This window comes from Neisseria bacilliformis (assembly GCF_014055025.1).
Lineage (GTDB): Bacteria > Pseudomonadota > Gammaproteobacteria > Burkholderiales > Neisseriaceae > Neisseria > Neisseria bacilliformis.
This window is the reverse complement of record NZ_CP059571.1, coordinates 1,590,104-1,610,277: the sequence shown is the minus strand read 5'-3', so window position 1 is coordinate 1,610,277 and position 20,174 is coordinate 1,590,104. Positions and strand designations below refer to the sequence as shown.

Annotated in this window: 21 protein-coding genes and 1 tRNA gene; 11 read left to right on the top strand and 11 right to left on the bottom strand. The window is 62.4% G+C overall.

What is annotated here, in order from left to right:
- Positions 1-25: 25 nt before the first annotated feature.
- The 3 genes from dcd to H3L91_RS07830 all read right to left on the bottom strand — a co-directional run bounded on the left by dcd (position 26) and on the right by H3L91_RS07830 (position 2,078).
- Positions 26-592 carry a dCTP deaminase gene (gene dcd / locus H3L91_RS07840; RefSeq protein ID WP_007343182.1) on the bottom strand — a complete coding sequence of 189 codons (567 nt, stop codon included), beginning with the start codon at positions 590-592 and terminating at the stop codon, positions 26-28.
- 71 nt (positions 593-663) lie between these two features.
- Positions 664-1,089, bottom strand: a complete 426-nt coding sequence (locus H3L91_RS07835) for an MORN repeat-containing protein (RefSeq protein WP_007343181.1) — start codon at positions 1,087-1,089, stop codon at positions 664-666.
- An 89-nt stretch (positions 1,090-1,178) separates the two neighbouring features.
- Positions 1,179-2,078 (bottom strand): recombination-associated protein RdgC, encoded by a 900-nt coding sequence (locus H3L91_RS07830; RefSeq protein ID WP_007343180.1) that lies wholly within the window; start codon positions 2,076-2,078, stop codon positions 1,179-1,181.
- Between the two features lie 172 nt (positions 2,079-2,250).
- Here H3L91_RS07830 and H3L91_RS07825 point away from each other — a divergent pair.
- The 3 genes from H3L91_RS07825 (at position 2,251) to H3L91_RS07815 (ending at position 3,885) form a co-directional block, all read left to right on the top strand.
- Positions 2,251-2,326, top strand: a tRNA-Glu gene (locus H3L91_RS07825).
- Positions 2,327-2,395: 69 nt separating this feature from the next.
- Entirely contained in the window at positions 2,396-2,983 is a 588-nt protein-coding gene (locus tag H3L91_RS07820) for an aminodeoxychorismate/anthranilate synthase component II (protein ID WP_007343179.1), read from the top strand.
- A gap of 50 nt (positions 2,984-3,033) precedes the next feature.
- Positions 3,034-3,885: a DUF1853 family protein gene (locus H3L91_RS07815; protein WP_007343178.1), complete on the top strand. Its 852-nt coding sequence runs from the start codon at positions 3,034-3,036 to the stop codon at positions 3,883-3,885.
- Positions 3,886-4,256: 371 nt separating this feature from the next.
- Here H3L91_RS07815 and H3L91_RS07810 read toward each other — a convergent pair whose 3' ends face one another.
- Complete coding sequence (locus H3L91_RS07810) at positions 4,257-4,712, bottom strand: hypothetical protein (protein WP_152902437.1); 456 nt, start codon at positions 4,710-4,712, stop codon at positions 4,257-4,259.
- A 56-nt stretch (positions 4,713-4,768) separates the two neighbouring features.
- Here H3L91_RS07810 and H3L91_RS12495 point away from each other — a divergent pair, with 56 nt between their 5' ends.
- Positions 4,769-4,894 carry a hypothetical protein gene (locus H3L91_RS12495; protein WP_007343175.1) on the top strand — a complete coding sequence of 42 codons (126 nt, stop codon included), beginning with the start codon at positions 4,769-4,771 and terminating at the stop codon, positions 4,892-4,894.
- A gap of 17 nt (positions 4,895-4,911) precedes the next feature.
- On the opposite strand, the gene tsaD is transcribed toward H3L91_RS12495, so the two are convergent.
- Entirely contained in the window at positions 4,912-5,979 is a 1,068-nt protein-coding gene (gene tsaD, locus H3L91_RS07805) for a tRNA (adenosine(37)-N6)-threonylcarbamoyltransferase complex transferase subunit TsaD (protein WP_007343174.1), read from the bottom strand.
- Positions 5,980-6,221: 242 nt separating this feature from the next.
- Here tsaD and H3L91_RS07800 point away from each other — a divergent pair, with 242 nt between their 5' ends.
- The 3 genes from H3L91_RS07800 (at position 6,222) to accD (ending at position 8,988) form a co-directional block, all read left to right on the top strand.
- A complete protein-coding gene (locus H3L91_RS07800; protein WP_007343172.1) occupies positions 6,222-6,974 on the top strand; it encodes an endonuclease/exonuclease/phosphatase family protein in 753 nt (250 codons plus the stop codon).
- 120 nt (positions 6,975-7,094) lie between these two features.
- The gene (trpA, locus tag H3L91_RS07795) at positions 7,095-7,886 is read left to right on the top strand and encodes a tryptophan synthase subunit alpha (RefSeq protein WP_007343171.1); all 792 of its coding nucleotides are present in this window, start codon (positions 7,095-7,097) and stop codon (positions 7,884-7,886) included.
- A gap of 238 nt (positions 7,887-8,124) precedes the next feature.
- On the top strand, positions 8,125-8,988 hold the full coding sequence (accD, locus tag H3L91_RS07790) for an acetyl-CoA carboxylase, carboxyltransferase subunit beta (RefSeq protein ID WP_007343169.1): 864 nt from the start codon (positions 8,125-8,127) through the stop codon (positions 8,986-8,988).
- A 430-nt stretch (positions 8,989-9,418) separates the two neighbouring features.
- Here the strand turns inward: accD and clpP are convergent, their stop codons facing one another.
- The 4 genes from clpP to H3L91_RS07770 form a co-directional block, all read right to left on the bottom strand.
- Complete coding sequence (gene clpP, locus H3L91_RS07785; RefSeq protein ID WP_007343167.1) at positions 9,419-10,054, bottom strand: ATP-dependent Clp endopeptidase proteolytic subunit ClpP; 636 nt, start codon at positions 10,052-10,054, stop codon at positions 9,419-9,421.
- 113 nt (positions 10,055-10,167) lie between these two features.
- Positions 10,168-11,478: a trigger factor gene (gene tig / locus H3L91_RS07780; protein ID WP_007343166.1), complete on the bottom strand. Its 1,311-nt coding sequence runs from the start codon at positions 11,476-11,478 to the stop codon at positions 10,168-10,170.
- Between the two features lie 250 nt (positions 11,479-11,728).
- Positions 11,729-12,505, bottom strand: a complete 777-nt coding sequence (locus H3L91_RS07775; RefSeq protein WP_007343165.1) for a ferredoxin--NADP reductase — start codon at positions 12,503-12,505, stop codon at positions 11,729-11,731.
- Positions 12,506-12,578: 73 nt separating this feature from the next.
- Positions 12,579-13,397 (bottom strand): HpcH/HpaI aldolase/citrate lyase family protein, encoded by an 819-nt coding sequence (locus H3L91_RS07770; RefSeq protein WP_007343164.1) that lies wholly within the window; start codon positions 13,395-13,397, stop codon positions 12,579-12,581.
- A gap of 151 nt (positions 13,398-13,548) precedes the next feature.
- Between H3L91_RS07770 and H3L91_RS07765 the strand changes: the two genes are divergently transcribed.
- Together H3L91_RS07765 and H3L91_RS07760 are read left to right on the top strand one after the other, a co-directional pair.
- Positions 13,549-13,935 (top strand): deaminase RidA, encoded by a 387-nt coding sequence (locus H3L91_RS07765; RefSeq protein WP_040659569.1) that lies wholly within the window; start codon positions 13,549-13,551, stop codon positions 13,933-13,935.
- Positions 13,936-14,031: 96 nt separating this feature from the next.
- Positions 14,032-14,952 carry a LysR family transcriptional regulator gene (locus tag H3L91_RS07760; protein ID WP_040658996.1) on the top strand — a complete coding sequence of 307 codons (921 nt, stop codon included), beginning with the start codon at positions 14,032-14,034 and terminating at the stop codon, positions 14,950-14,952.
- A 53-nt stretch (positions 14,953-15,005) separates the two neighbouring features.
- Here H3L91_RS07760 and H3L91_RS07755 read toward each other — a convergent pair whose 3' ends face one another.
- Positions 15,006-15,626 (bottom strand): PepSY domain-containing protein, encoded by a 621-nt coding sequence (locus H3L91_RS07755; protein ID WP_007343160.1) that lies wholly within the window; start codon positions 15,624-15,626, stop codon positions 15,006-15,008.
- On the bottom strand, positions 15,623-15,907 hold the full coding sequence (locus H3L91_RS07750) for a PepSY domain-containing protein (RefSeq protein ID WP_007343159.1): 285 nt from the start codon (positions 15,905-15,907) through the stop codon (positions 15,623-15,625). The genes H3L91_RS07755 and H3L91_RS07750 overlap by 4 nt, the downstream gene beginning before the upstream one ends.
- Before the next feature lie 175 nt (positions 15,908-16,082).
- Between H3L91_RS07750 and H3L91_RS07745 the strand changes: the two genes are divergently transcribed.
- Together H3L91_RS07745 and H3L91_RS07740 are read left to right on the top strand one after the other, a co-directional pair.
- The gene (locus H3L91_RS07745; protein ID WP_007343158.1) at positions 16,083-16,745 is read left to right on the top strand and encodes a response regulator; all 663 of its coding nucleotides are present in this window, start codon (positions 16,083-16,085) and stop codon (positions 16,743-16,745) included.
- Between the two features lie 43 nt (positions 16,746-16,788).
- A complete protein-coding gene (locus H3L91_RS07740; protein ID WP_007343157.1) occupies positions 16,789-19,965 on the top strand; it encodes a J domain-containing protein in 3,177 nt (1,058 codons plus the stop codon).
- Positions 19,966-20,174 lie beyond the last annotated feature (209 nt).

Sequence of the window (20,174 nt, the reverse complement as noted above, 5' to 3'; positions counted from 1 at the left end):
GGCCGTCTGAAAAAAAAGCGGCGGTTCAGGTTTTGGGCAGGGTTACGCCGGTCTGCCCCATGTATTTGCCGCTGCGGTCTTTATATGAGGTTTCGCAGACTTCGTCGCTTTCAAAAAACAACACCTGCGCCACGCCTTCGCCGGCGTAGATTTTGGCGGGCAGCGGGGTGGTGTTGGAAAATTCGAGGGTTACGTAGCCTTCCCATTCGGGCTCGAAGGGGGTTACGTTGACGATGATGCCGCAGCGGGCGTAGGTGGATTTTCCGAGGCACACGGTGAGCACGTTGCGCGGGATGCGGAAGTATTCCACGGTGCGGGCGAGGGCGAAGGAGTTGGGCGGGATGATGCAGCAGTCGTCTTCGACGGTTACGAAGTTTTTCGGATCGAAGTTTTTGGGATCGACGATGGTGCTGTTGATGTTGGTGAAGATTTTGAACTCGTTAGCGCAGCGGATGTCGTAGCCGTAGCTGGATGTGCCGTAGGAGATGATTTTTCTGCCGTCAAGCTCTTTGATTTGCCGGGGCTCGAAGGGTTCGATCATGCCGTGCTGCTCGCTCATGCGGCGTATCCATTTGTCGGATTTGATGCTCATGGGGGTGTCCTGTTTGGCGGTTTTCAGACGGCCTCAAACGCTCTCAAACGTATTTGAGGCCGTCTGAAAAATCATTTTTTCGTTTTCGGTTTGGCGGAGAGTTGCAGGTCTTTCATGATACCTTTTTCAAAGCGGGCGTTGAAAACCTGCTGGTTGTTTTCAAACACTTTGTGGCGACCGGTGGCGCGGTTGTTTTGGAAACCGCCTTCGAGGGTCATGCCTTTGAAATACGCGCTGTACACGCCGAAGGGTTCGAGGAAGAGGTCGCCGCGCCGGGTTACGGTGAAGCGGCCTTTGCCGTCGAATTTGCCGTTTTTGAACGCGCCTTCGTAGCGGTTGCCGTTGGCGCACGTCCACACGCCCTGCCCGTCGGGCAGCTTGTCTTTGCCCAGCGCGCCTTCGTAGGCGCAGCCTTGTCCGCCGTAGGATGGCAGCGAGGCGGCGGCGCAGGGCAAGGCGGCGAGGGCGGCCAGCAGGGGGAGGAGGCGTTGGAACATGTTTTTTCCTTTTCGTTTGAATGTGCTTATCTTGCGGCGGTGCTGCGCTTTTCAGACGGCCTCAAAGCGGTTTGAGGCCGTCTGAAAAATCAGTTTTGCCAGCCGCCCAGGCAGGCAACCAGCTCTTCAATCATGCTGCCGAGGGCTTCGGTCATCAGGATTTGCGAGGCGAAGGCCAGGCTGGCGGCATCGTCGCCGTGGTTTTCGGCCTCTTCCTGCAACACGTCGAGATACTGGATGCGTTTGAAGGTGAAATCCTGCGTTAAAACAAAGGCAAGTTGCTCGCGCCACACCAGCCCGAGCTGGGTAACGGTTTTGCCGTTTTTCACATGCTGCACCACTTCGTCGGCGGTCAAGTCCTGCTTGGACACTTTCACCACCGGCACCACGTCGCCCGCGCCTTTGAGTTCGCAGTCGCTGTCCAGCTCGAAGCCGCCGTCGCAATGCCCGTCAAGCAGCCATTGCGTCATCAGGCTCGAAGGCGACTGCTTGGTGTGCGGCAGCGCGGCTTCCAGCCCGCCCAAAGCCTCGCGCAGGCGGGTCAGCACGTTTTCGGCTTTGGCCGCAGCGGCGTTGTTGACCAGCAGAAAGCCGCGCCGCGTATCGAAAACCGCCTGCGTGCGGCTGCTGCGGGTAAAGGCGCGCGGCAGCAGGTCGTCGGTGATTTGTTCTTTCAATTCCTGCTTTTCCTTGCGGCCGACGCTGCGCGCTTCGTTGTTTTGGATTTCGGCCACTTTCTCGTCCAAAATGTCGCGGATCACGCCCGCAGGCAGCACTTTTTCCTCTTTTTTCAAGGCTACACGCCAAGTGTAATCGGCGGGGAAAACCGGCTCGGGCGAAAACGGCACCGCTGCGGCGAAGCCTTCGCTGAACCAGTCCAGCCCCTGGCAATGGGCAAACGCCGCATCGCCGAGTTTCTCCGAGAGCGTTTCCAAATCGGGCAGCTTGTCTTTGTTCAGCGGATAAAAACTGATTTGCTTAAACCACATGGCCTGTATTCCTTATCGTCAAACCGCCGCATTATACAGCAAGCCCGCAGGCTGTTTGTATCCGGCATTGCCGCCGCAGGGCAGCCCGTGCCGCAGGCCGTCTGAAAAGCACGCGCCCCGCCGCGCTTGACGCAAAACCGCCCCTTCCGTATAGTGCGCGCTTTCCCGCAGCGCGCCCATCGTCTAGAGGCCTAGGACACTGCCCTTTCACGGCGGCAACCGGGGTTCGAATCCCCGTGGGCGTGCCAGTTTTCCGAATAAGGGTTTCCAGACTTGCTTTGGAAACCCTTTTGCTTCATCACCGGCAGGTCAATAACATGCTGCTTTTCATCGACAACTACGACAGCTTCACCTACAACATCGTCCAATATTTCGGCGAACTCGGCCGGGAAGTGCTGGTGCGCCGTAACGACGGCATCACGGCGGACGAAATCGCCGCGCTTGCGCCGCAGTATCTCGTCATCGGCCCCGGCCCCTGCTCGCCCAAAGAGGCGGGCGTGTCGGTGGAGGCGATCCGCCGCTTTGCCGGACGGATACCGGTCTTGGGCGTGTGCCTCGGCCATCAGGCTATCGGCGAAGCCTTCGGCGGCCGTGTCGTGCGCGCCAAAGTGCAGATGCACGGCAAAGTATCGCCCGTGCACCATAACGGCGGCGGCGTATTCGCCGGCCTGCCCAACCCCGTAAACTGCACGCGCTACCACAGCCTCGCCGTCGAACGCGCGAGCCTGCCCGAATGCCTCGCCGTTACCGCCTGGACGGACGACGGCGAAATCATGGGGCTGCGCCACAAACAATACGCCGTCGAAGGCGTGCAGTTCCATCCCGAAGCCCTGCTCACCGAACACGGCCACGACATGCTCGCCAACTTCCTGCGCGAATTCGCGGATTTTAAGCCGCAGCGGTAAACACCTTTTTTCAGACGGCCTCAGAGGCCGTCTGAAAACGTTCAAACCATATGAACTACGCCCTCGACGCCCTCTGGTGGCGGCTCGCCGACCCGCACGTCCGCGCCCTTGCCGCCCTGCTCACCGCCCCCGCCCCGTGGCACAGCGGCTGCGAAATGCCCGTGCGCACCCTGCTGGGCGCGCACGGCTTCCGTTTCCTCCTTGCCCTGAACGACGACCCCGCCCCGCTGGCCGCCCATCTGGCCGCCGAAGCCCCGCACGCAGGCCGTCTCGGCCGCTACGCCGAAAGCCTGCTGGCCTTCTGGCTCGCCCGCGCCCCGCACAGCCGCCTGCTCGCCCGCAACGTCCGCGTTTCAGACGGCTCCAACACCGGCGGCGAAATCGACTTCGCCGCCGAAATCGACGGCACGCCCTACCACATCGAACTGGCCTGCAAATACTACGGCGCGGCAGACGGCGCACCCGACGCGCTGGCCGGCCTGAATCCGCGCGATTGTTTTCAGGATAAGGCGGCGAAACTACACAGCCAGCTTGCCCTGCCGCACAGCGCAGCAGGACGCGCGGCACTGGCCGCCGCCGGTGTGCCCGAAAACCTGCGCAGCGTCAGCATCTTGCGCGGCGTGACCTTTGCGGCGGCGGATACCGCTTGGCAGCCGCCCCTAAACCCCCTCGGCTGGCACGGCCTGTATTTCGACGAATGGCCGTCTGAAAACCCGTTTTCAGACGGCCTGCGCTACGCCCCCATCCCCCGCCTGTCCTACCTCGCCCCCGCCCGCCTGCTTGAAGCGCAAACGCAGGATTGGGCGCACATCCGCACACAGCCGCACGGCCTCTTCGCCGCCCTCGAACCCCGCCCCGACGGCTTTTGGCACGAAACCGCCAGAATCATGAAACGCGGCTGAACGGCCACAGCGGCCGGAAAACATTAGAGGCCGTCTGAAAACCTGTTGCGGGTTTTTCAGACGGCCTCTGTCGTTTCAGGTAGGGCGTGTGCACAAGCCACGCACGCAGTTTGGTTTTTGGAGAAAAGCACGGATGCGTTGTGCGGCAGAGAACGCGTGCGTCGCCTCGGGGCGACACACCCTACAACAGGTTCGGCATGGCCATATGGGAAACAGGCCGTCTGAAAAGTGGTTTTTTCAGACGGCCTCTGCCATTGGGTAGGGTATGTAGCGTAAGCCACGCACGCGGTTTCGGAATTTTTGGGAAACGTGCGGATGCGGTGCACGGCACAGGCTGCTTTTGAACGGCGTGCAACCCTGCGGGGGCGTTTTCAGGCTGCCTCTATGTGGGCGGTGAGGTAGTTCCAAAATTGGTGGCACAGGCTGGGATTGATGTCCCACAGCAGGTTGAGGAATAGGAAGTCGTAGCTGTCGGGCTGGTCGTCTTCTTCGATGTTGTGCAGCAGGTTGGGGGAGAGAAAGATAAGGGTGAGCCGTCGGATGTCGGCGGCGGGGTCGCTTTGACGGAGGCATTTTCGGTAATCTTGCCATGCGGTGTCTAGGCGGGTTTCTAGTGCGGCGGTGGTTTTGTCGTCTAGGAAGTCCAGCGCGTGTTGCAGGTCGGCGGTGGCTGGGGTTTGGGTGTTGTGGTGCAGCATGGCTTCGCGGGTGAATTGGATGCACAGGCGGATGAAGTTTTCGTAGCCTAGCTGTTCTATGCAGCGGCTTTCTTCTATTTTTTCGCTGATTTCTAGGTCTGCGTCGTTTTCGGGGTCTGGGGTGGTCATGGGGGTTCCTTTGGCGCGGGTTTCAGGCTGCATGGTAAACGGTGCGCGCAGCTTTAATGTTTAAACTGGCGCAGCAGGCAGTCAAACAGGGCTTCGACGGCGGCTTCGGCGTGGTCGCGGCGGATGGGGAGGTTGAGGTAGTAGCTTTGGTCGGCGAATGGGGCGCGGATGTGGCCGTCTGAAAAAACAAACCCGTTTTTCAGACGGCCTGGGAGACAATCTCCGCCAGCGGCCAGCGGGGTTTGACGTCGAATCCCTGCGCCGGCTGCGCCCGTTCGGGGTGCATTGCGCCGGCCAGTGCGATCATTGCGCCGTTGTCGGTGCAGTATTCGAGGGGCGGGAAGTAGGTGCGCACGGCTTCGGGCGGTGTTTTCAGACGGCCTTTTGCGGCGGCGCGGACGGTGATTTCGGACAGGCGGCGGCGCAGTTTGCGGTTCGCGCCCACGCCGCCGGCAACGACGAGGGTGCGCCAGCCGGTGTCGGCGAGGGCTTTTCGCGCTTTGGCGGCGAGCACGTCGGTAACGGCGTCTTCAAAGGCGCGGCAGATGTCGTTGCGGGTTTGTTCGGGCACGCTGCCGCCGTATTCGGCGCGGACTTTTTCCACGGCGGTGAGCACGGCGGTTTTCAGGCCGGAGAAGCTCATTTGCAAATCGTGCGAGTGGAGCATGGGGCGGGGGAAGTCGAACGCGCCGGGTCGGCCGGATTCGGCCAGTTCGGCCAGTTTCGCGCCGCCGGGGTAGGGCAGGCCGAGCAGTTTGGCGGTTTTGTCGAAGGCTTCGCCCGCCGCGTCGTCCACGCTTTCGCCCAGGAGCGTGTAGTCGCCGATGCCGCGCACGGCCATGAATTGGGTGTGGCCGCCGGAGACGAGCAGGGCGACGAAGGGGAAGGGCGGCGGGTCGGCGGAGAGGAGCGGCGAGAGCAGGTGGCCTTCGAGGTGGTGGACGGGGATGACGGGTTTGCCCAGGGCGAAGGCCAGCGCGTTGGCGTAAGACGCGCCCGCCAGCAGCGCGCCGCCGAGGCCGGGGCCTTGGGTGTAGGCGACGGCGTCGATGTCGGCATGGCTTTTGCCGGCGTCGGCAAGGCAGGCGCGGGTGAGCGGGACGAGGCGGCGGATGTGGTCGCGGCTGGCCAGCTCGGGCACGACGCCGCCGTATTCGGCGTGCATGGCCATCTGCGTGTGCAGGCGGTGGGCAAGCAGGCCGTGCGTGCGGGAATAGAGGGCGACGCCGGTTTCGTCGCAGGAAGATTCGATGCCGAGTACCAACATTTCGGTTTGTCCGCTGGGAGAAAAAAGCGCGCATTTTAGCGCAAAGCGGGCGTGGGGCGGGTTATACTGTAAAGGCCGTCTGAAAGCGCGGTTTTGCAAAAGCAGGCGCACGCGTTTTTTGCCGTTTGGAGGCCGTCTGAAATTTTCCAATGCTGTTTTAGATACTGTTTCAGACAACTAAACCATACAAAACGCCGCTTCACCGTAACTGAAAACAAAACAAAACCCCGACACATTGCGCCATGAATAACCCGATTACCGTTTCCACCTACAACATCCACAAAGGCATGTCGCCGCTCAACCGCAAAGTGCAGATCGGCGACATGGCCGCCGCGCTCGACAGCCTCAAATCCGACATCCTGTTTTTGCAGGAAGTGCAGGGGCAGAACCTGCCGCGCGAAGCGAAGCTGTCCGGTTTTCCCGCCAAGCCGCAGCACGACATCATCGCCGACTATCTCGACTACCACCCCAGCTACGGCAAAAACGCCGTCTTTCCGCACAAACACCACGGCAACGCCATCATCAGCCGCCTGCCCATCCTCAGCGAACGCAACCTCAACATCACGGTCAACCGCCTGGAAAAACGCGGCGTGCTGCACTGCGAAATCCGCCCCGAAGGCTGGGAAACCCCCATCGTCTGCCTGTGCGCCCACCTCAACCTGCTCGAACGCGACCGCGTCAAACAATATGTCGCTATTTTTGAATACGTTACCGCCTACATCCCGCCCGACGCGCCGCTGATACTCGCCGGCGACTTCAACGACTGGCGGCACAAATCCCCGCTCAACATCGGCCGCACGCTCGGCCTCACTGAAGTGTTCCTCGACCGGCGCGGCACGCTGCCCAAAACCTTCCCCGCCCGCCTGCCCGTGCTCAGCCTCGACCGCATCTACACCCGCCACCTCGAAATCCTCGACGCCCGCCTGCACAGCGGCGAACCCTGGCTCTACCTCTCCGACCACCTCCCCCTCTCCGCCACCCTACGCCTGAAATAACTGCGCCCAAACCCGCGCCGGCGCGGCCAAACCGCCTTTTCAGACGGCCTGAAATATAGTAAAAAGGCCGCCTTTTTTGCGCGGGCAAACGCCGCCCGAGTACCAACCGGAAAACCCACCATGAGCAGAATCAGCCAAACCTTCGCCCGCCTTAACGGCGCAAAAGCCCTCATTCCCTACATCACCGCCGGCGACCCCGACCCCGACACTACCCTGCGCCTGATGCACGCCCTTGCCGATGCCGGCGCGGACATCATCGAACTGGGCGTGCCCTTTTCCGACCCGATGGCTGACGGCCCCGTCATCCAGCGCGCCGCCGAACGCGCCCTCGCGCAGGGCGTGTCGCTGCACACCGTGCTCGACATCGTGCGCCGCTTCCGCGCAAGCAACGCCGACACCCCCGTCGTCCTTATGGGTTACCTCAACCCCGTCCACAAAACAGGCTACGCCGCCTTCGCAGAGGCCGCCGCCGCCGCAGGCGTGGACGGCGTGCTCACCGTAGACAGCCCCATCGAAACCGTCGCCCCGCTGCACGACGCGCTGCGCCGCCACGGCCTCGACACCATCTTCCTCGTCGCCCCCACCACCGGCGAAGAACGCATCGCCCGAATCGCCGAACTCGCCGGTGGCTTCGTTTATTACGTCTCCCTCAAAGGCGTAACCGGCTCCGCCGCGCTCGACACCGACGAAGTGGCCGCCAAACTCGCCCTCCTGCGCCGCCACATCAGCCTGCCCATCGGCGTGGGCTTCGGCATTTCCGACGCGGCCAGCGCGAAAAAAATCGCCGCCGCCGCCGATGCCGTTATCGTCGGCAGCCGCATCGTCAAAGAAATCGAAGCCAACCCCGGCCGCGAAGCCCAAGCCGTCGGCGCGTTGGTCAGGGAACTGAAAACGGCAATAGAGGCCGTCTGAAAAACGCCGTGCCAACGCGGCAAAAGCGCAAAACGGTTTTTCAGACGGCCTCTGCTCCGCCTGACCCGTGTCAAATCCGTTACAGGGTGTGTGCACGCGGTTTTCGGTTTTTACGGCATAAGGCCGTCTGAAAACGGCTTTTCAGACGGCCTTGCCTAAACCCTCTTCTTTGGCTACCATCCGCCCCTTCCCAAGCAAGCACCCGACGGCGCAACAGGCCGTCTGAAACGGAGAACCCATGAGCTGGCTCGACAAAATCCTCCCGCCCAAAATCAAACGCGAAGGCAAAGGCGAATCCGCCGTGCCCGAAGGGCTGTGGCACAAATGCCCCTCCTGCGCCGCCACCGTGTACACCACCGATCTCGTGCAGAACGACAAAGTCTGCCCCAAATGCGGCTACCACAACCCGCTGGGCGCGCGCGAGCGCATCAACCTGCTGCTGGACGACGAAGGCCGCGAAGAAATCGGCGTGGCCGTCAAACCCACCGACATCCTAAAATTCAAAGACAGCAAAAAATACCCCGACCGCCTCAGTGCCGCGAAAAAAGCCACCGGCGAAGACGACGCGCTGGTGGTGGTGAAAGGTCGCCTCAACGGCCAGCCCGTCGTCGTGGCCGCCTTTGAATTCCGCTTTATCGGCGGCTCGATGGGATCCGTGGTCGGCGAACGCTTCGTACAGGGCGTGCGCCGCGCCGCCGCCGACGGCTGCTCCTTCGTCTGCGTGGCCGCTTCCGGCGGCGCGAGGATGCAGGAAGGGCTCAACTCGCTGATGCAGATGACCAAAACCAGCGCGTCGCTGCACCTTTTGAGCGAAAAAGGGCTGCCCTTCATCTCCGTACTCACCGACCCGACCATGGGCGGCGTGTCGGCCAGCTTCGCCTTCCTCGGCGACATCGTCCTCGCCGAACCCAACGCCCTGATCGGTTTCGCCGGCCCGCGCGTCATCGAACAAACTGTGCGCGAAACCCTGCCCGAAGGCTTCCAGCGCGCCGAATTCCTACTGGAAAAAGGCGCGATCGACCAAATCACCGACCGCCGCGAAATGAAAGCGCGCATCGCCGAACTCATCACCCTGCTGCGCCGCGAACCCGCCGCCGCATAGTGTTTGCGCCGCATAACAAACAGGCCGTCTGAAAACCGGTTTACGGATTTTCAGACGGCCTCTGTTTCTGTTGTTTAACCGCAGGACGGATTTCCGAATCCGACGTTTTCCCGCAAGGGGAAAATCCCGCCGCAACAACGGCAATGTCGGATACAAGTATCCGACCTACGACTGTTGACCCCCGCCGTACCATAGAAAAAGGCCGTCTGAAAACGCAATGCGGATTTCAGACGGCCTCCACCTCCCGCGTAGGGTGTGCCGCCCAAGCCGTGCACGCGGTCTTGTCCTCATCACACAACCGCCATCCCGCACCCCCCGCCGAAACCGCGTGCGTGGCTGCGCCACTCACCCTGCCTGAATGTCAAAGGCCGTCTGAAAACCGGATTTCCGTTTTTCAGACGGCCTTTTGCTTCGCGGCGCGGCTGTGCCGTCAAGCACCTGCGGGTTTTGCGGCGTCGGCGCGGGTGGCGATGACTTGGTCGATCAGGCCGTATTCTTTGGCGGCTTGGGCGGACATGAAGTTGTCGCGGTCGGTGTCGCGTTCGATTTTTTCGATCGGCTGGCCGGTGTGTTTGGCCAAGAGTTCGTTCAGGGTTTGTTTCAGTTTGATCAGTTCGCGGGCGTGGATTTCGATGTCGGAAGCCTGGCCGCCGAGGCCGCCGCTGATCAGGGGCTGGTGGATCATGACGCGGCTGTGGGGCAGGGCGAAGCGTTTGCCTTTTGCGCCGGCGGAGAGCAGGAATGCGCCCATGCTGGCGGCTTGGCCGAGGCAGAGGGTGGACACGTCGGGCTTGATGAAGTTCATGGTGTCGAAAACGGACATGCCGGCGGTTACCGAGCCGCCGGGGGAGTTGATGTAGAAGAAGATGTCTTTGTCGGGGTTTTCGCTTTCGAGAAACAGCATTTGGGCGACGACGAGGTTGGCGGTGTGGTCGTTTACCGGGCCGATCAGGAAGATGATGCGTTCTTTGAGCAGGCGCGAGTAGATGTCGAAGGCGCGTTCGCCGCGCCCACTTTGTTCGATAACGGTGGGGATGAGGGTGTTGTTGCTGATTTCGGGGAACATGTTCCGCTCCTTTGTGCAGATTGTTTGCTGTGCAGATTGTTTGGAAAAAGCACCAAAGCGCGTCGGCTGCTTCGGTGCTTTGTGTGTTTGAAAATTGCTTTTCAGACGGCCTCTTAGGCTTTGTTGCCCATCACTTCGTCAAAGGTGAGGGTTTTGGCGTTCACTTTGGCTTTGCCCAGCACGAAGTCGGTAACGTTGGCTTCGACGGCGAGGGAGGTCGGGCCGTCGAGGCGGCTTTTTTCGGCGTGGTACCAGTCGACGACTTCCTGCGGGTGTTCGTAGCTTTCGGCAAAATCGGCGATGACGGAGTCGATTTGTTCGGGTTTGGGTTCGAGGCCGTTGGCGCGGACGATTTCGGCGAGAATCAGGCCGAGGCGGACGCGGCGTTCGGCCTGTTCTTGGAACATGTCGGCGGGCAGGTCGAGTTTTTTCGCGTCGGCCATGCCTTGGTTGATAAAGTTTTGTTTCATTTCGGCGGCGAGGCGTTCGGCTTCGTCGGCCACCAGGGCTTTGGGCACGGGGAACTCGCTCACGGCCAGGAGGGCGTCCATGGCGGCTTCTTTATTTTGCGCGGCAACGCGGCGTTTCACTTCGCGTTCGACGTTTTTCTTCACTTCGGCGCGCATGGTTTCGACGCTGCCGTCGGCGATGCCGAGGGCTTTGGCGAACTGTTCGTCCACTTCGGGCAGCACGGGTTCGGCGACGTTGCGCACGGTGATGGCGAACACGGCGGTTTTGCCGGCCACGTCTTTGCCGTGGTAGTCCTCGGGGAAGTTGACTTCCACGTCTTTGCTTTCGCCTTCTTTGAGGCCGTTCACGCCGGCTTCGAATTCGGGCAGCATCTGGCCCTGGCCGAGGAGGAAGGCGTAGTTTTGCGCCGAGCCGCCTTCAAAGGCTTCGCCGCCGATGGTGCCGGCGAAATCGATGATGACGCGGTCGCCGTTTTGCGCGGCACGTTCGACGCGGTTGAAGCGGGTGCGCTGCTGGCGCAGGATTTCGATGGTTTTTTCCACTTCGGCATCGCCGACGGCGGCGTCAACCTCTTCGATTTCCTGTGTGGAGAGGTCGCCGATTTTTACTTCGGGGAACACTTCAAACACGCCGGAAAAACGGAAGTTTTCCGGGTCGTCCTGGCCTTCGATGCCTTCGAGGCGGGGCATACCGGCGATTTTCCAGCCTTCGGCAAGGGCGGCGTCGAAAAACGCTTTCTGCGCCAGCTCGTTCATGACGTCGTTTTGGATGCCTGCGCCGTACATGGACTGAATCATGCCCAGCGGGGCTTTGCCGGGGCGGAAGCCGTCGATGCGGGCGCGGCGGGCGGTTTGTTTCAGGCGTTTGTCGCATTCGGCGTTGATGGCCGCCCAGGGCAGGGAGAGGACGGCTTTGCGTTCGAGATTGTCCAGTGTTTCTAATGTTACGGTCATGGTAAACCCTTAAATTTGGTTCGGTTGGTCGGAGGGGCAGGGCGGCCTGCCCGCAAGGTGTCTGCGCCTGCGCCGGTTTGTGGTTTGCGCGGGCAAAATAAGGGCGCGATTCTAGCACAGTTTCCGTTTTCTTGGCACGGTGTGCCGCTTTTTGTCAGCAGGGCGGAGCGGCCGTCTGAAAAACGCTTGCGCTGCGGCGGAATACGTTTTTCAGACGGCCTCGGTGTATCGGGTTGGCGCGCCCGCGCGTTCAGAAGCCGTTTTCCATCAGTATCTGGCCGGGGATGCGGTTGCGGTGCATGGCAAAGCCCGCGTCGAGCAGGGTTTGGAAGGTGTCTTTGACCATGGCGGGGTTGCCGCAGAGCATGAAGCGGGTGTGTTCGCGGGTGAAGGGGAAGCCGGCGGCTGTGGAAAGTTCGCCGCTTTTCAGCAGCTCGGGCAGGCGTTTGTAGAGGGTTGCGCCGCTTGTTTCGCGGGTGAGCACGGGGATAAAGGTGAGGCGGGCGGCGTGTTCTGCCACCAGCGGGTGCTGTTGCAGCGCGGTGATGCGCCCGTTGAAGATGAGTTCGTTTGCGTGGGAGACGGAATGGGCGAGGACAAGCCGCTCGAAACGCTGCCAGACTTCGGGCTGTTCGAGGATGGAGAGGAAGGGGGCGATGCCCGAGCCGGTGCAGAGCATGACCAGCTCGCTGCCGTCGGGGAAGCGTTCGGGCAGCAGGAAGCCGGTGGCGGCTTTGTCGAGCAGGATGGTGTCGCCCGCTTTCATGGCGGCGAACTTTTCCGACATTGCGCCGCCGGGGATGAGCACGGCGAAATATTCGAGGGTGTCGGCGTATTCGGCGGACACGACGGAATAGGCGCGCCAGACAAAACCTTCGCCGTCGGGAAAGCCGAGGCGGGAGAACTGCCCGGCGGCAAAGCGGTAGGCTTCGGGGCGGGAGATGGCGAAGGTGATGAGTTTGGGCGTGTGGCGTTTGACCCACAGCACGGTTTCTTCGGTGTATTTGGCTTCGGGGGCGGCGGCCATTTTTCTGCTCCTGTTTGGTGTGTCGGAAAAGGCGGATTATACAGAAAGGCCGTTTTGCTTTTTTCAAACGGCCTCAGCCGCGTCCGAGCAGTTTTTTCGCCCGCGCGATAACGGGCGCGTCCACCATTTTGCCGTCCACTTGGAACACGCCCCGGCCGTGTTCGGCTTGGGCGAGCACTTTTTCGGCGAAGGCGGCGTCTTCGGGCGCGGGTTGGAGCAGGATTTTGGCGAGGGCGACCTGTTTGGGGTGGATGCAGAGCATGCCGCCGAAGCCCATGTCGCGCCAGAATACCGTGTGGCGGCGCAGGCCCTCGTCGTCGGAGAAGTTTGGGAAGACGGTTTCGATGGGCGGGAAGAGGCCGTTGAGGCGGCTGTGCAGCAGAAGGTCGGTGCGCAGGCGGTTGAAGAAGGTGTCGGCGGCGGGCGTGCCGAAATTGAGGCCGAGTTCGTTCGACAAATCGAGGCAGCCGTAGGAGAGGGCGTGCAGCCCTTGGGCGAAGGCGATTTGGGGCAGGTTGAGGATGCCTTTGGCGGTTTCGATCAGGGCGATGACGCTTTTGCCGCAGCCCAGGTGCAGCTCGGTGATGTCGGCGGGGCGTTCGGCTTTGGGCAGGATGACGCCTTTGACGGCGGGCAGTTCGGTGAGGGCGCGGCAGTCGCGCGCGAAGCGGCTGCTGTCGGCGGAATTGACGCGCAGCCAGATTTCGCGCGCGTCGCCGCTGCCGCAGTAGGCCGCCAGATCGAGCATGGCCTGGTCTTTTTCGGCTTCGGCCAGCGCGTCTTCCCAATCGACGGCGACTTCGTCCGCGCCGATGCCGAAGGCGTTGGGAATCAGGTCGAGGCGGTTGCCGGGGACGAAAAGAAAGATTTTCGGGGCGGGCTGGGGCTGCATGGTTTTCCTTTTTTGCCGACGGCGTTTCGGAATCTGTTCGGAATTTCTGCGTCGGCGGACACCTTGCGCAGAGATTTTGAACAGCTTCCCAAACGGCCTGCGGTTAAAAAATGTTATTATATGCCGATTTCTTAACGAAAGGGTTATGACCATGAGCAAACAGATTATCCACACCGACGCCGCCCCCGCCGCCATCGGCGCGTACAGCCAGGCCGTGAAGGCGGGCGGCACGGTTTACCTGAGCGGCCAGATTCCGCTTGATCCGGCCACGATGACGGTGGTCGGCGGCGGCGATTTCCGCGCCGAGGCGCACCGGGTGTTCCAAAACCTGCGCGCGGTGGCCGAGGCGGCGGGCGGCTCGCTCGGCGATGTGGTGAAGCTGAACACCTACCTCACCGATTTGTCCAACTTCGCGGCGTTTAACGAAGTGATGGCCGAATATTTCGTCCAACCCTATCCCGCCCGCGCCGCCGTCGGCGTGGCCGCCCTGCCCAAAGGCGTGCAGGTGGAGGCCGAGGCGGTGATGGTGCTGGCGTAAGGCAGAGGCCGTCTGAAAATGCGTTTGCCGCCCGTGCGGTTTGCGTTTTTCAGACGGCCTGTCCGTTCTTGCGTCCTGACCCAACCGGAGCGTTTTGTGAAACTGCCCGCCAATCTCGATTTGAACCTGCTCAAAACCCTGCATGTGCTTTTGCAGGAGCACAGCGTAACCCGCACCGCCGGCCGGCTGGCTCTGTCGCAGCCGGCGGTGAGCGGAATGCTGGCGCGGCTGCGGCAGTATTTCGGCGACGAAATCCTAGTGCGCACGCCGCAGGGCATGGTGCCCACCGAACGTGCCGCCGCCCTGGCCGAACCGCTGGCGCGGATTTTCGGAGACATCGACGCGCTGTTGCAGCCCGCGGCCTTCGAGCCGTCCGAGTTGGACACGGTGTTCAAGGCGGGCATTGCCGACGACGCTTTTTCCGCCGTCGCCATCCCCTTTATTCGCCGGATTGTAGACGCTTGCGCTGAAGGTGAAAACGGCATTTTTCACCCTGGCCGCGAGCAGATGGAGGAAAAACTGGCGCGGGGCAAACTGGATGCGGCGGTGGCCGCCCACGTGGCTGCGCCCGATCGTCTGCGCCACAAAGTGCTGTACCGCGAACGCTTCGTCTGCGCCATGCGCTGCGGCCATCCCGTTTTAAACGAAACGTGGGATACGGACGCTTTCTGCCGCCAGAGCTTTGTGTTGGGCTCGTTTTACGGCGGCAGTTTCGCCGGCGCGGCGGACGAAACGCTGGCGCAGACGGGGCTGCGCCGCGAAGTGGCGGTGTCGGTGCAGAGTTTCGCGCAGATTCCCGAAATCCTGCGCCAAAGCGATCTGCTGGCGGTGGTGCCCTCGCATCTGGTGCGGGGACAGGGCGGCTTGGCGGTACGCGAGCTGCCCTTTGCCGTGCGCGAATACAGCGAGCTGCTGCTGTGGCACGAGCGCAGCCATGCCGACCCGGTGCAGAAATGGCTGCGCGCGCAGCTGGCCGAAGCGGCGGCGGAGGGCGCGGATGGGCAAGAGGCCGTCTGAAAAACGGTTTCCCGCTTTTCAGACGGCCTCAAAGGCTTGTTTATACTGCGTGTTTACAAATCGAGCTGCGAGGAAAGCACCTGTCCGCTGGCGGCATCGACACGCACTTCGTGTTTCTGCACGCCGTTGACGGTTTCCACTTCGTACACCGGCAGGTCGCGCTTGTATTTCAGCTCCGCGTCCTTGGCCTTGCCGCCGGTTTTCGCCTCGGCTGCGGCGATGGCCTGTTTCAACGACACGGCCACATTCGGCACGGGGCGGCGCGGCTTGCTGTCGTAGTCGGGGCGGCTGTCGATGATGCTGCCGTTGTCCGCGCTGACGTACACTTCCTGCTGCGCCGTGCCGTCGGCGATTTCCACCTTATAGTAGCTGCGGCCGTTTTTGTGGCGGAAGTCCACTTCCACCGGCTGCCCTTTGGCCTTGGCGGCGGCATAATCCACCGCCTGCGCCGCGCTGACTTTCGCCTGGGCGAAGGCGGCCTGCTTGGTGCCGGGGACGACGCCTGCGGCATACGCGCCCGCGCCGGACGTGGCGAGGAGGGCGGTGGCGGCAATGGTGGCGATGACGGATTTTTTATTGCGTTTCAACATGTTTGCGGCTTTCATCATTTTTCCTTGTGTCGGAGTTTCGGTTTCGGGGGCGGGATTCGGGTTGTTCGGGGTCGGCTGGTTCATCGGTCAACTTTCTCTTTGATGATTTTCAAATCGGGGTAGGACAACACAATGTCGTATTCTTGGCCGTTTTTGTAGGCGTCGGCTTCCAAAACGGGTTTACCCCAGTGGTCGTCGGCTTCGATGTTGCGCACCTGATAGCCGCGCTGTTCCAGCATCTGCACCGCTTTGGCGCGGTTTTGCGCGAAATTGGCGTCGTTGTAAACCTGCCGTTCGATGCGGTCGTCGGCAAACGAAGAAGCGGCGGCGGCGGCAATCAGGGCGGTGAAAACAAATTTTTTCATGATGGTTTCCTTTCAAGGCGGTTTAAAAAACATGGTTTTTCGGTTTCGGGCGCGTCGCCTGTTCGATGGGGCGTATTAAAACAAAGCAAGATTAAGCGAACCTTAAGAAAACCGTTTTTGGCCGGATATTTTATAACACATTGTTTTTCAACTTAATTAAATTGAGGGAGCAAACGTGCGCATCCTGCTGATCGAAGACGACCCGCACATCGGCGACGGCATTGCCGCCGGTTTGAAAAAGCTGGGCATGGCGGCCGACTGGTTTTCAGACGGCCTCGAAGGGCTTGCCGCCGCCACCGCCGCGCCCTACGACGCGGCTGTGCTGGATTTGGGTTTGCCCAATATCGACGGCATGGACATCCTGCAACGCTGGCGCGAAAGCGGCGTGAACCTGCCCGTGTTAATCCTCACCGCCCGCGACGCGCTGCCCGACCGCCTGGCGGGGCTGAACGGCGGCGCGGACGATTATCTGTGCAAACCCTTTGCGCTGGAAGAACTGGCGGCGCGGCTGAATGTGCTGGTGCGCCGCCATCGGGGCAGGGCGGACAGCGGGCTGAAATTCGGCCGCCTCACCCTCGACACCGCCGCGCAAACCGCCTCGCTTGGCGGCGAACCGCTGGACTTGACCGCCCGCGAATGGCGGCTGTTGGAAATGCTGGTGTCCAACCCGAAACACATCGTCAGCCGCGCCCAAATCGAAGACAAGCTCTACGGCTGGGATCAGGAAGTGGACAGCAACGCCGTGGAAGTGCACATCCACCACCTGCGCAAAAAAATCGGCGCGTCCGTCATCAAAACCAAACGCGGGCTGGGCTACCAGCTTGGCGACGAGCCTTAGGATTTATTGACCCCGAGGCCGTCCCCATCCAAACCATGCGGGGATGACGTTTCTGAAAACCCTCCCATACCACCACAAAACCAAGCCGCCGAAAGAAACCATGTCCTGCTGGCACATCCTCAACATCGCCCCCACCAACGACGAACGCGCCATCAAACGCGCCTACGCCAAACTGCTGAAAACCACCCGTCCCGACGACGACGCGGCCGCCTACCAACGCCTGCGCCAAGCCTTCGACGACGCCCTCGCCGCCGCGCCCTATATCGGCGCGGACGAAGATGAAGACGATGATTGGGCGTTTGACGACAGCGCAGACGGCGCGAAACAAAACGGGAGGCCGTCTGAAAACAGCGAAAACGGTACGGAAGACTTGGCCGGATACCCGCCGCACGGCGATAACGGGTTTTCAGACGGCCTCAATTACACCGCCGAAGCCTTCATCGCCCGCCTGCACCGCATCCACCACCTCGCCGGCGGGCGCGGCCTGCTCAAAACCTGGCCGCAGCTGGCCGCATACATGCAGTCCCTGCCCGAAACCGAACGCGCCGATGCCGCCGCCCATCTGGCGCAGTGGCTCGAACAGCCGCGCGGCCTGCCCAAAAAGCTGCAAACCCTGTGGCGCAAAGCATGCGGCCCGGCGGGGCAGGGCGGCAGGCCGTCCCCGCCCGAACCGTGCAGGGATGACGTGTCCGAAAGCCGCGCAAACGCAGCGGGCGCAACGCCGCCGCAGGGTGCGGACACGCCCGTTGTCGCCGTTTCCGCCGCGCTGGCCGACTACGCCGCACGCGGCGGCAGCGCGGAACTGCTGCACCGCCTGCCGCAGCTGCGCGCGCTGCTCGACGCCGTGCCGCCCGAACAAAACGACGACGCTTCCGACGCCTGCGCCGCCTTCCTGCGCACCGCCCGCATCGACAGCCCGCAGCTGCGCCTGTTTTTCGCCGACTATTTCAACTGGTTCGCCCCGTTTTACCGCCACATCCTCGGCCAAGACGAAGCGCGCGAACTCGAATACTGGCGGCACATGGCGCAAAACGGTTTTTCAGATTTTTCAGACGGCCAGAGCCCTCCGCCCTCCGACAACGTGCGCCTGCTCGCCGCCGCCATCCGCAAAACCTATTGGGACTACGGCAGCACGGGCTTGGCGGCGCAGTGGCCGCAGTTTGCCGGCCAAATCGGCCGCTTCGGCTATGAAGACTACGACGACATCACCGCCGTCCTCGCCGCCTGGCCGTATCCGCACCGCCTGTCCGCCGAACTGGTGGACATCTGGTATGAAAACTACGGCGTGTTGTCGTCCGCCTGGTACGAAAACGGCGGCGAAACACAAAGGCCGTCCCCGCCCAAACCACGCGGGGATGACGTTTCCGAAAACCGCGAAAACACCTTTTCAGACGGCCTCAGCGACGGCGGCGCAGCTCTCGGCCTGCAATATCAAAACCTCTTTCAGCAGCTCGAAGCCTGGTATCAGGCCGGCGGCCTCGCCACCCTCGTCCACCGCCGCGCCCAAACCTTCGCCCTGTTCGATGCCTTCCCCGACGCAAGCCTCGAACAGCTCGAACAGGAAACCTTCCGCTTCCTGCTGCGCCACTACCTCGCCGACAGCCCGCTGGCCGGCCACTGGCGCGAATACTTCCGCCGCCGTGCAGAAAACGCCGCCGACACCGCGCCGCCGCCCGAAACGCAGCCCGCGCCCAAGTGCGGCTCGGACGACGGGTTTGACAACGGCTTCGACATCGGCTCGGACAACAATTTCGACGAACACACCGACCTGCTCACCTTCATCGCCCGCTGCCACGCCGCCGGCGGCAGCCCCGCTCTGGCGCAAAGCTGGCCGCAGCTGCGCGAGCTGCTCGACAGCCTGCCGCTGGGCGCGGCCGAAGAACTTTCGCCGCAGTTTGCCGCCTTCCTGCGCCGCCGCCACATCGCCCACCCGCTGATTTGGACGCAGTGGGCCGACTATTTCCGCTGGGGCGAAGACGTGTACAACCACATCCTCACCCCCGCCGAATCGCAGCAGCTCGCCCACCACCGCCGCATCGCCGCCCTCACCGCCGAAGCCCCGCAGAATGCCGCGAACGGCTTTTCAGAAACGTCATCCCCGCATGATTTCGGCGGGGACGGCCTCCAAGAAGATGGCGGCACCCGCTACACCCGCGCCTTCGACCGCTTCCTCGGCAGCTGCCCCGGCTTCTGGCGCAGATTCCGCGCCGCCTGCGCCGCCATGGTGGTGTGGCCGGAACTCTCGGGCGAAACCGGCGAAGAAGAACGCGCCGCGCTGGCCGCCTACCGCCCCGCGCTCTCCCGCCTGCTCGAATGGGGCGGCGAATGGCGCGGCGCGTGGCTCATCGTCATCCTCGCCGCCTGCATCACCCTCGGCGTGTGGCAATCCCCCGGCGAAGGCAGCCAAACCGCCGCCTTCCAACTGCCCCTTGCCGCCGCCGGTGCCGCCGCCGCCGCCCTTCTGGCCTCCACCCTCTACGCCGTCGGCTTCGGCGCGCTGCTCTACATCCCGCTGCTCGGCCGCTTCCTCGGCGAAAAATGGATGGCGGTGAAATACAGCGCGAAAGCCGCCCCCGTTTACCTGTTCCTCCTGCCCGTGCTTTTCGCCCTTCTCGTGCAGCCCGCCCAACGCTACGGCGAAGGCACGCCCGCCGAGTTCCTCCTCTTCTGCGCCGGCATCGTCGGCTGGACGTATTACTTCCCCTATCTCGGCGCGGAATACGACGGCAAAAACAACATCAACTGGGCACTGGCCAACCTGCCGCTCGCCGGTCTCGCCCTGTGGATTGCCAAAACCACCGGCGACCCCTGGCAAATCCCCGCCCTCACCTCCTGCATCCTCTGGCTCAACGCCGCGCTCTACATCCTGTTCGCCCACACCGGACTGTACGAACGCGCCATCGCCTTCATCCGCCGCAACAGCCGTTTTCAGACGGCCCTCGGCCTGCCGCTGCTCCCCTTCGCCGCCCTGCCCGCCGCCGCATTGTGGCTGCTGCTGCTGCCCGCCCACACCGCCCGCGCCGCCATGCAGGGGCAATACGGCCTGATTTTTGAAACCGCCGCCGCCGCGCTGGTGCTCCTCATCCCCCTGCCCGAAAGCCTCTATCCGCACAGCCTGCTCCTCCTCTACCCCGCACTGCTCCTGGCCGTATGGCTGCGCCGCCTCGCCGCCGCCGCCATCCTGCACCTGCTGGAAAACAGCAGCCGAGGCGAAGGGTAGGGCGGCGCACACGGATATAAAGTAGGGTGTGTGGCGCAGCCACGCACGCGGTTGCAACAGTTGGCGCAATCCCGAAAGGCCGTCTGAAAACCATGTTTCAACTTCCTTGAAACCACGCTTTCAGACGGCCTGTGCCTTCCCCCGATTGGAAAGCCCCCGCCCGATTCCGTATAATCCGCCCTCCAAAAAACACATTGCGAACCGAGCAA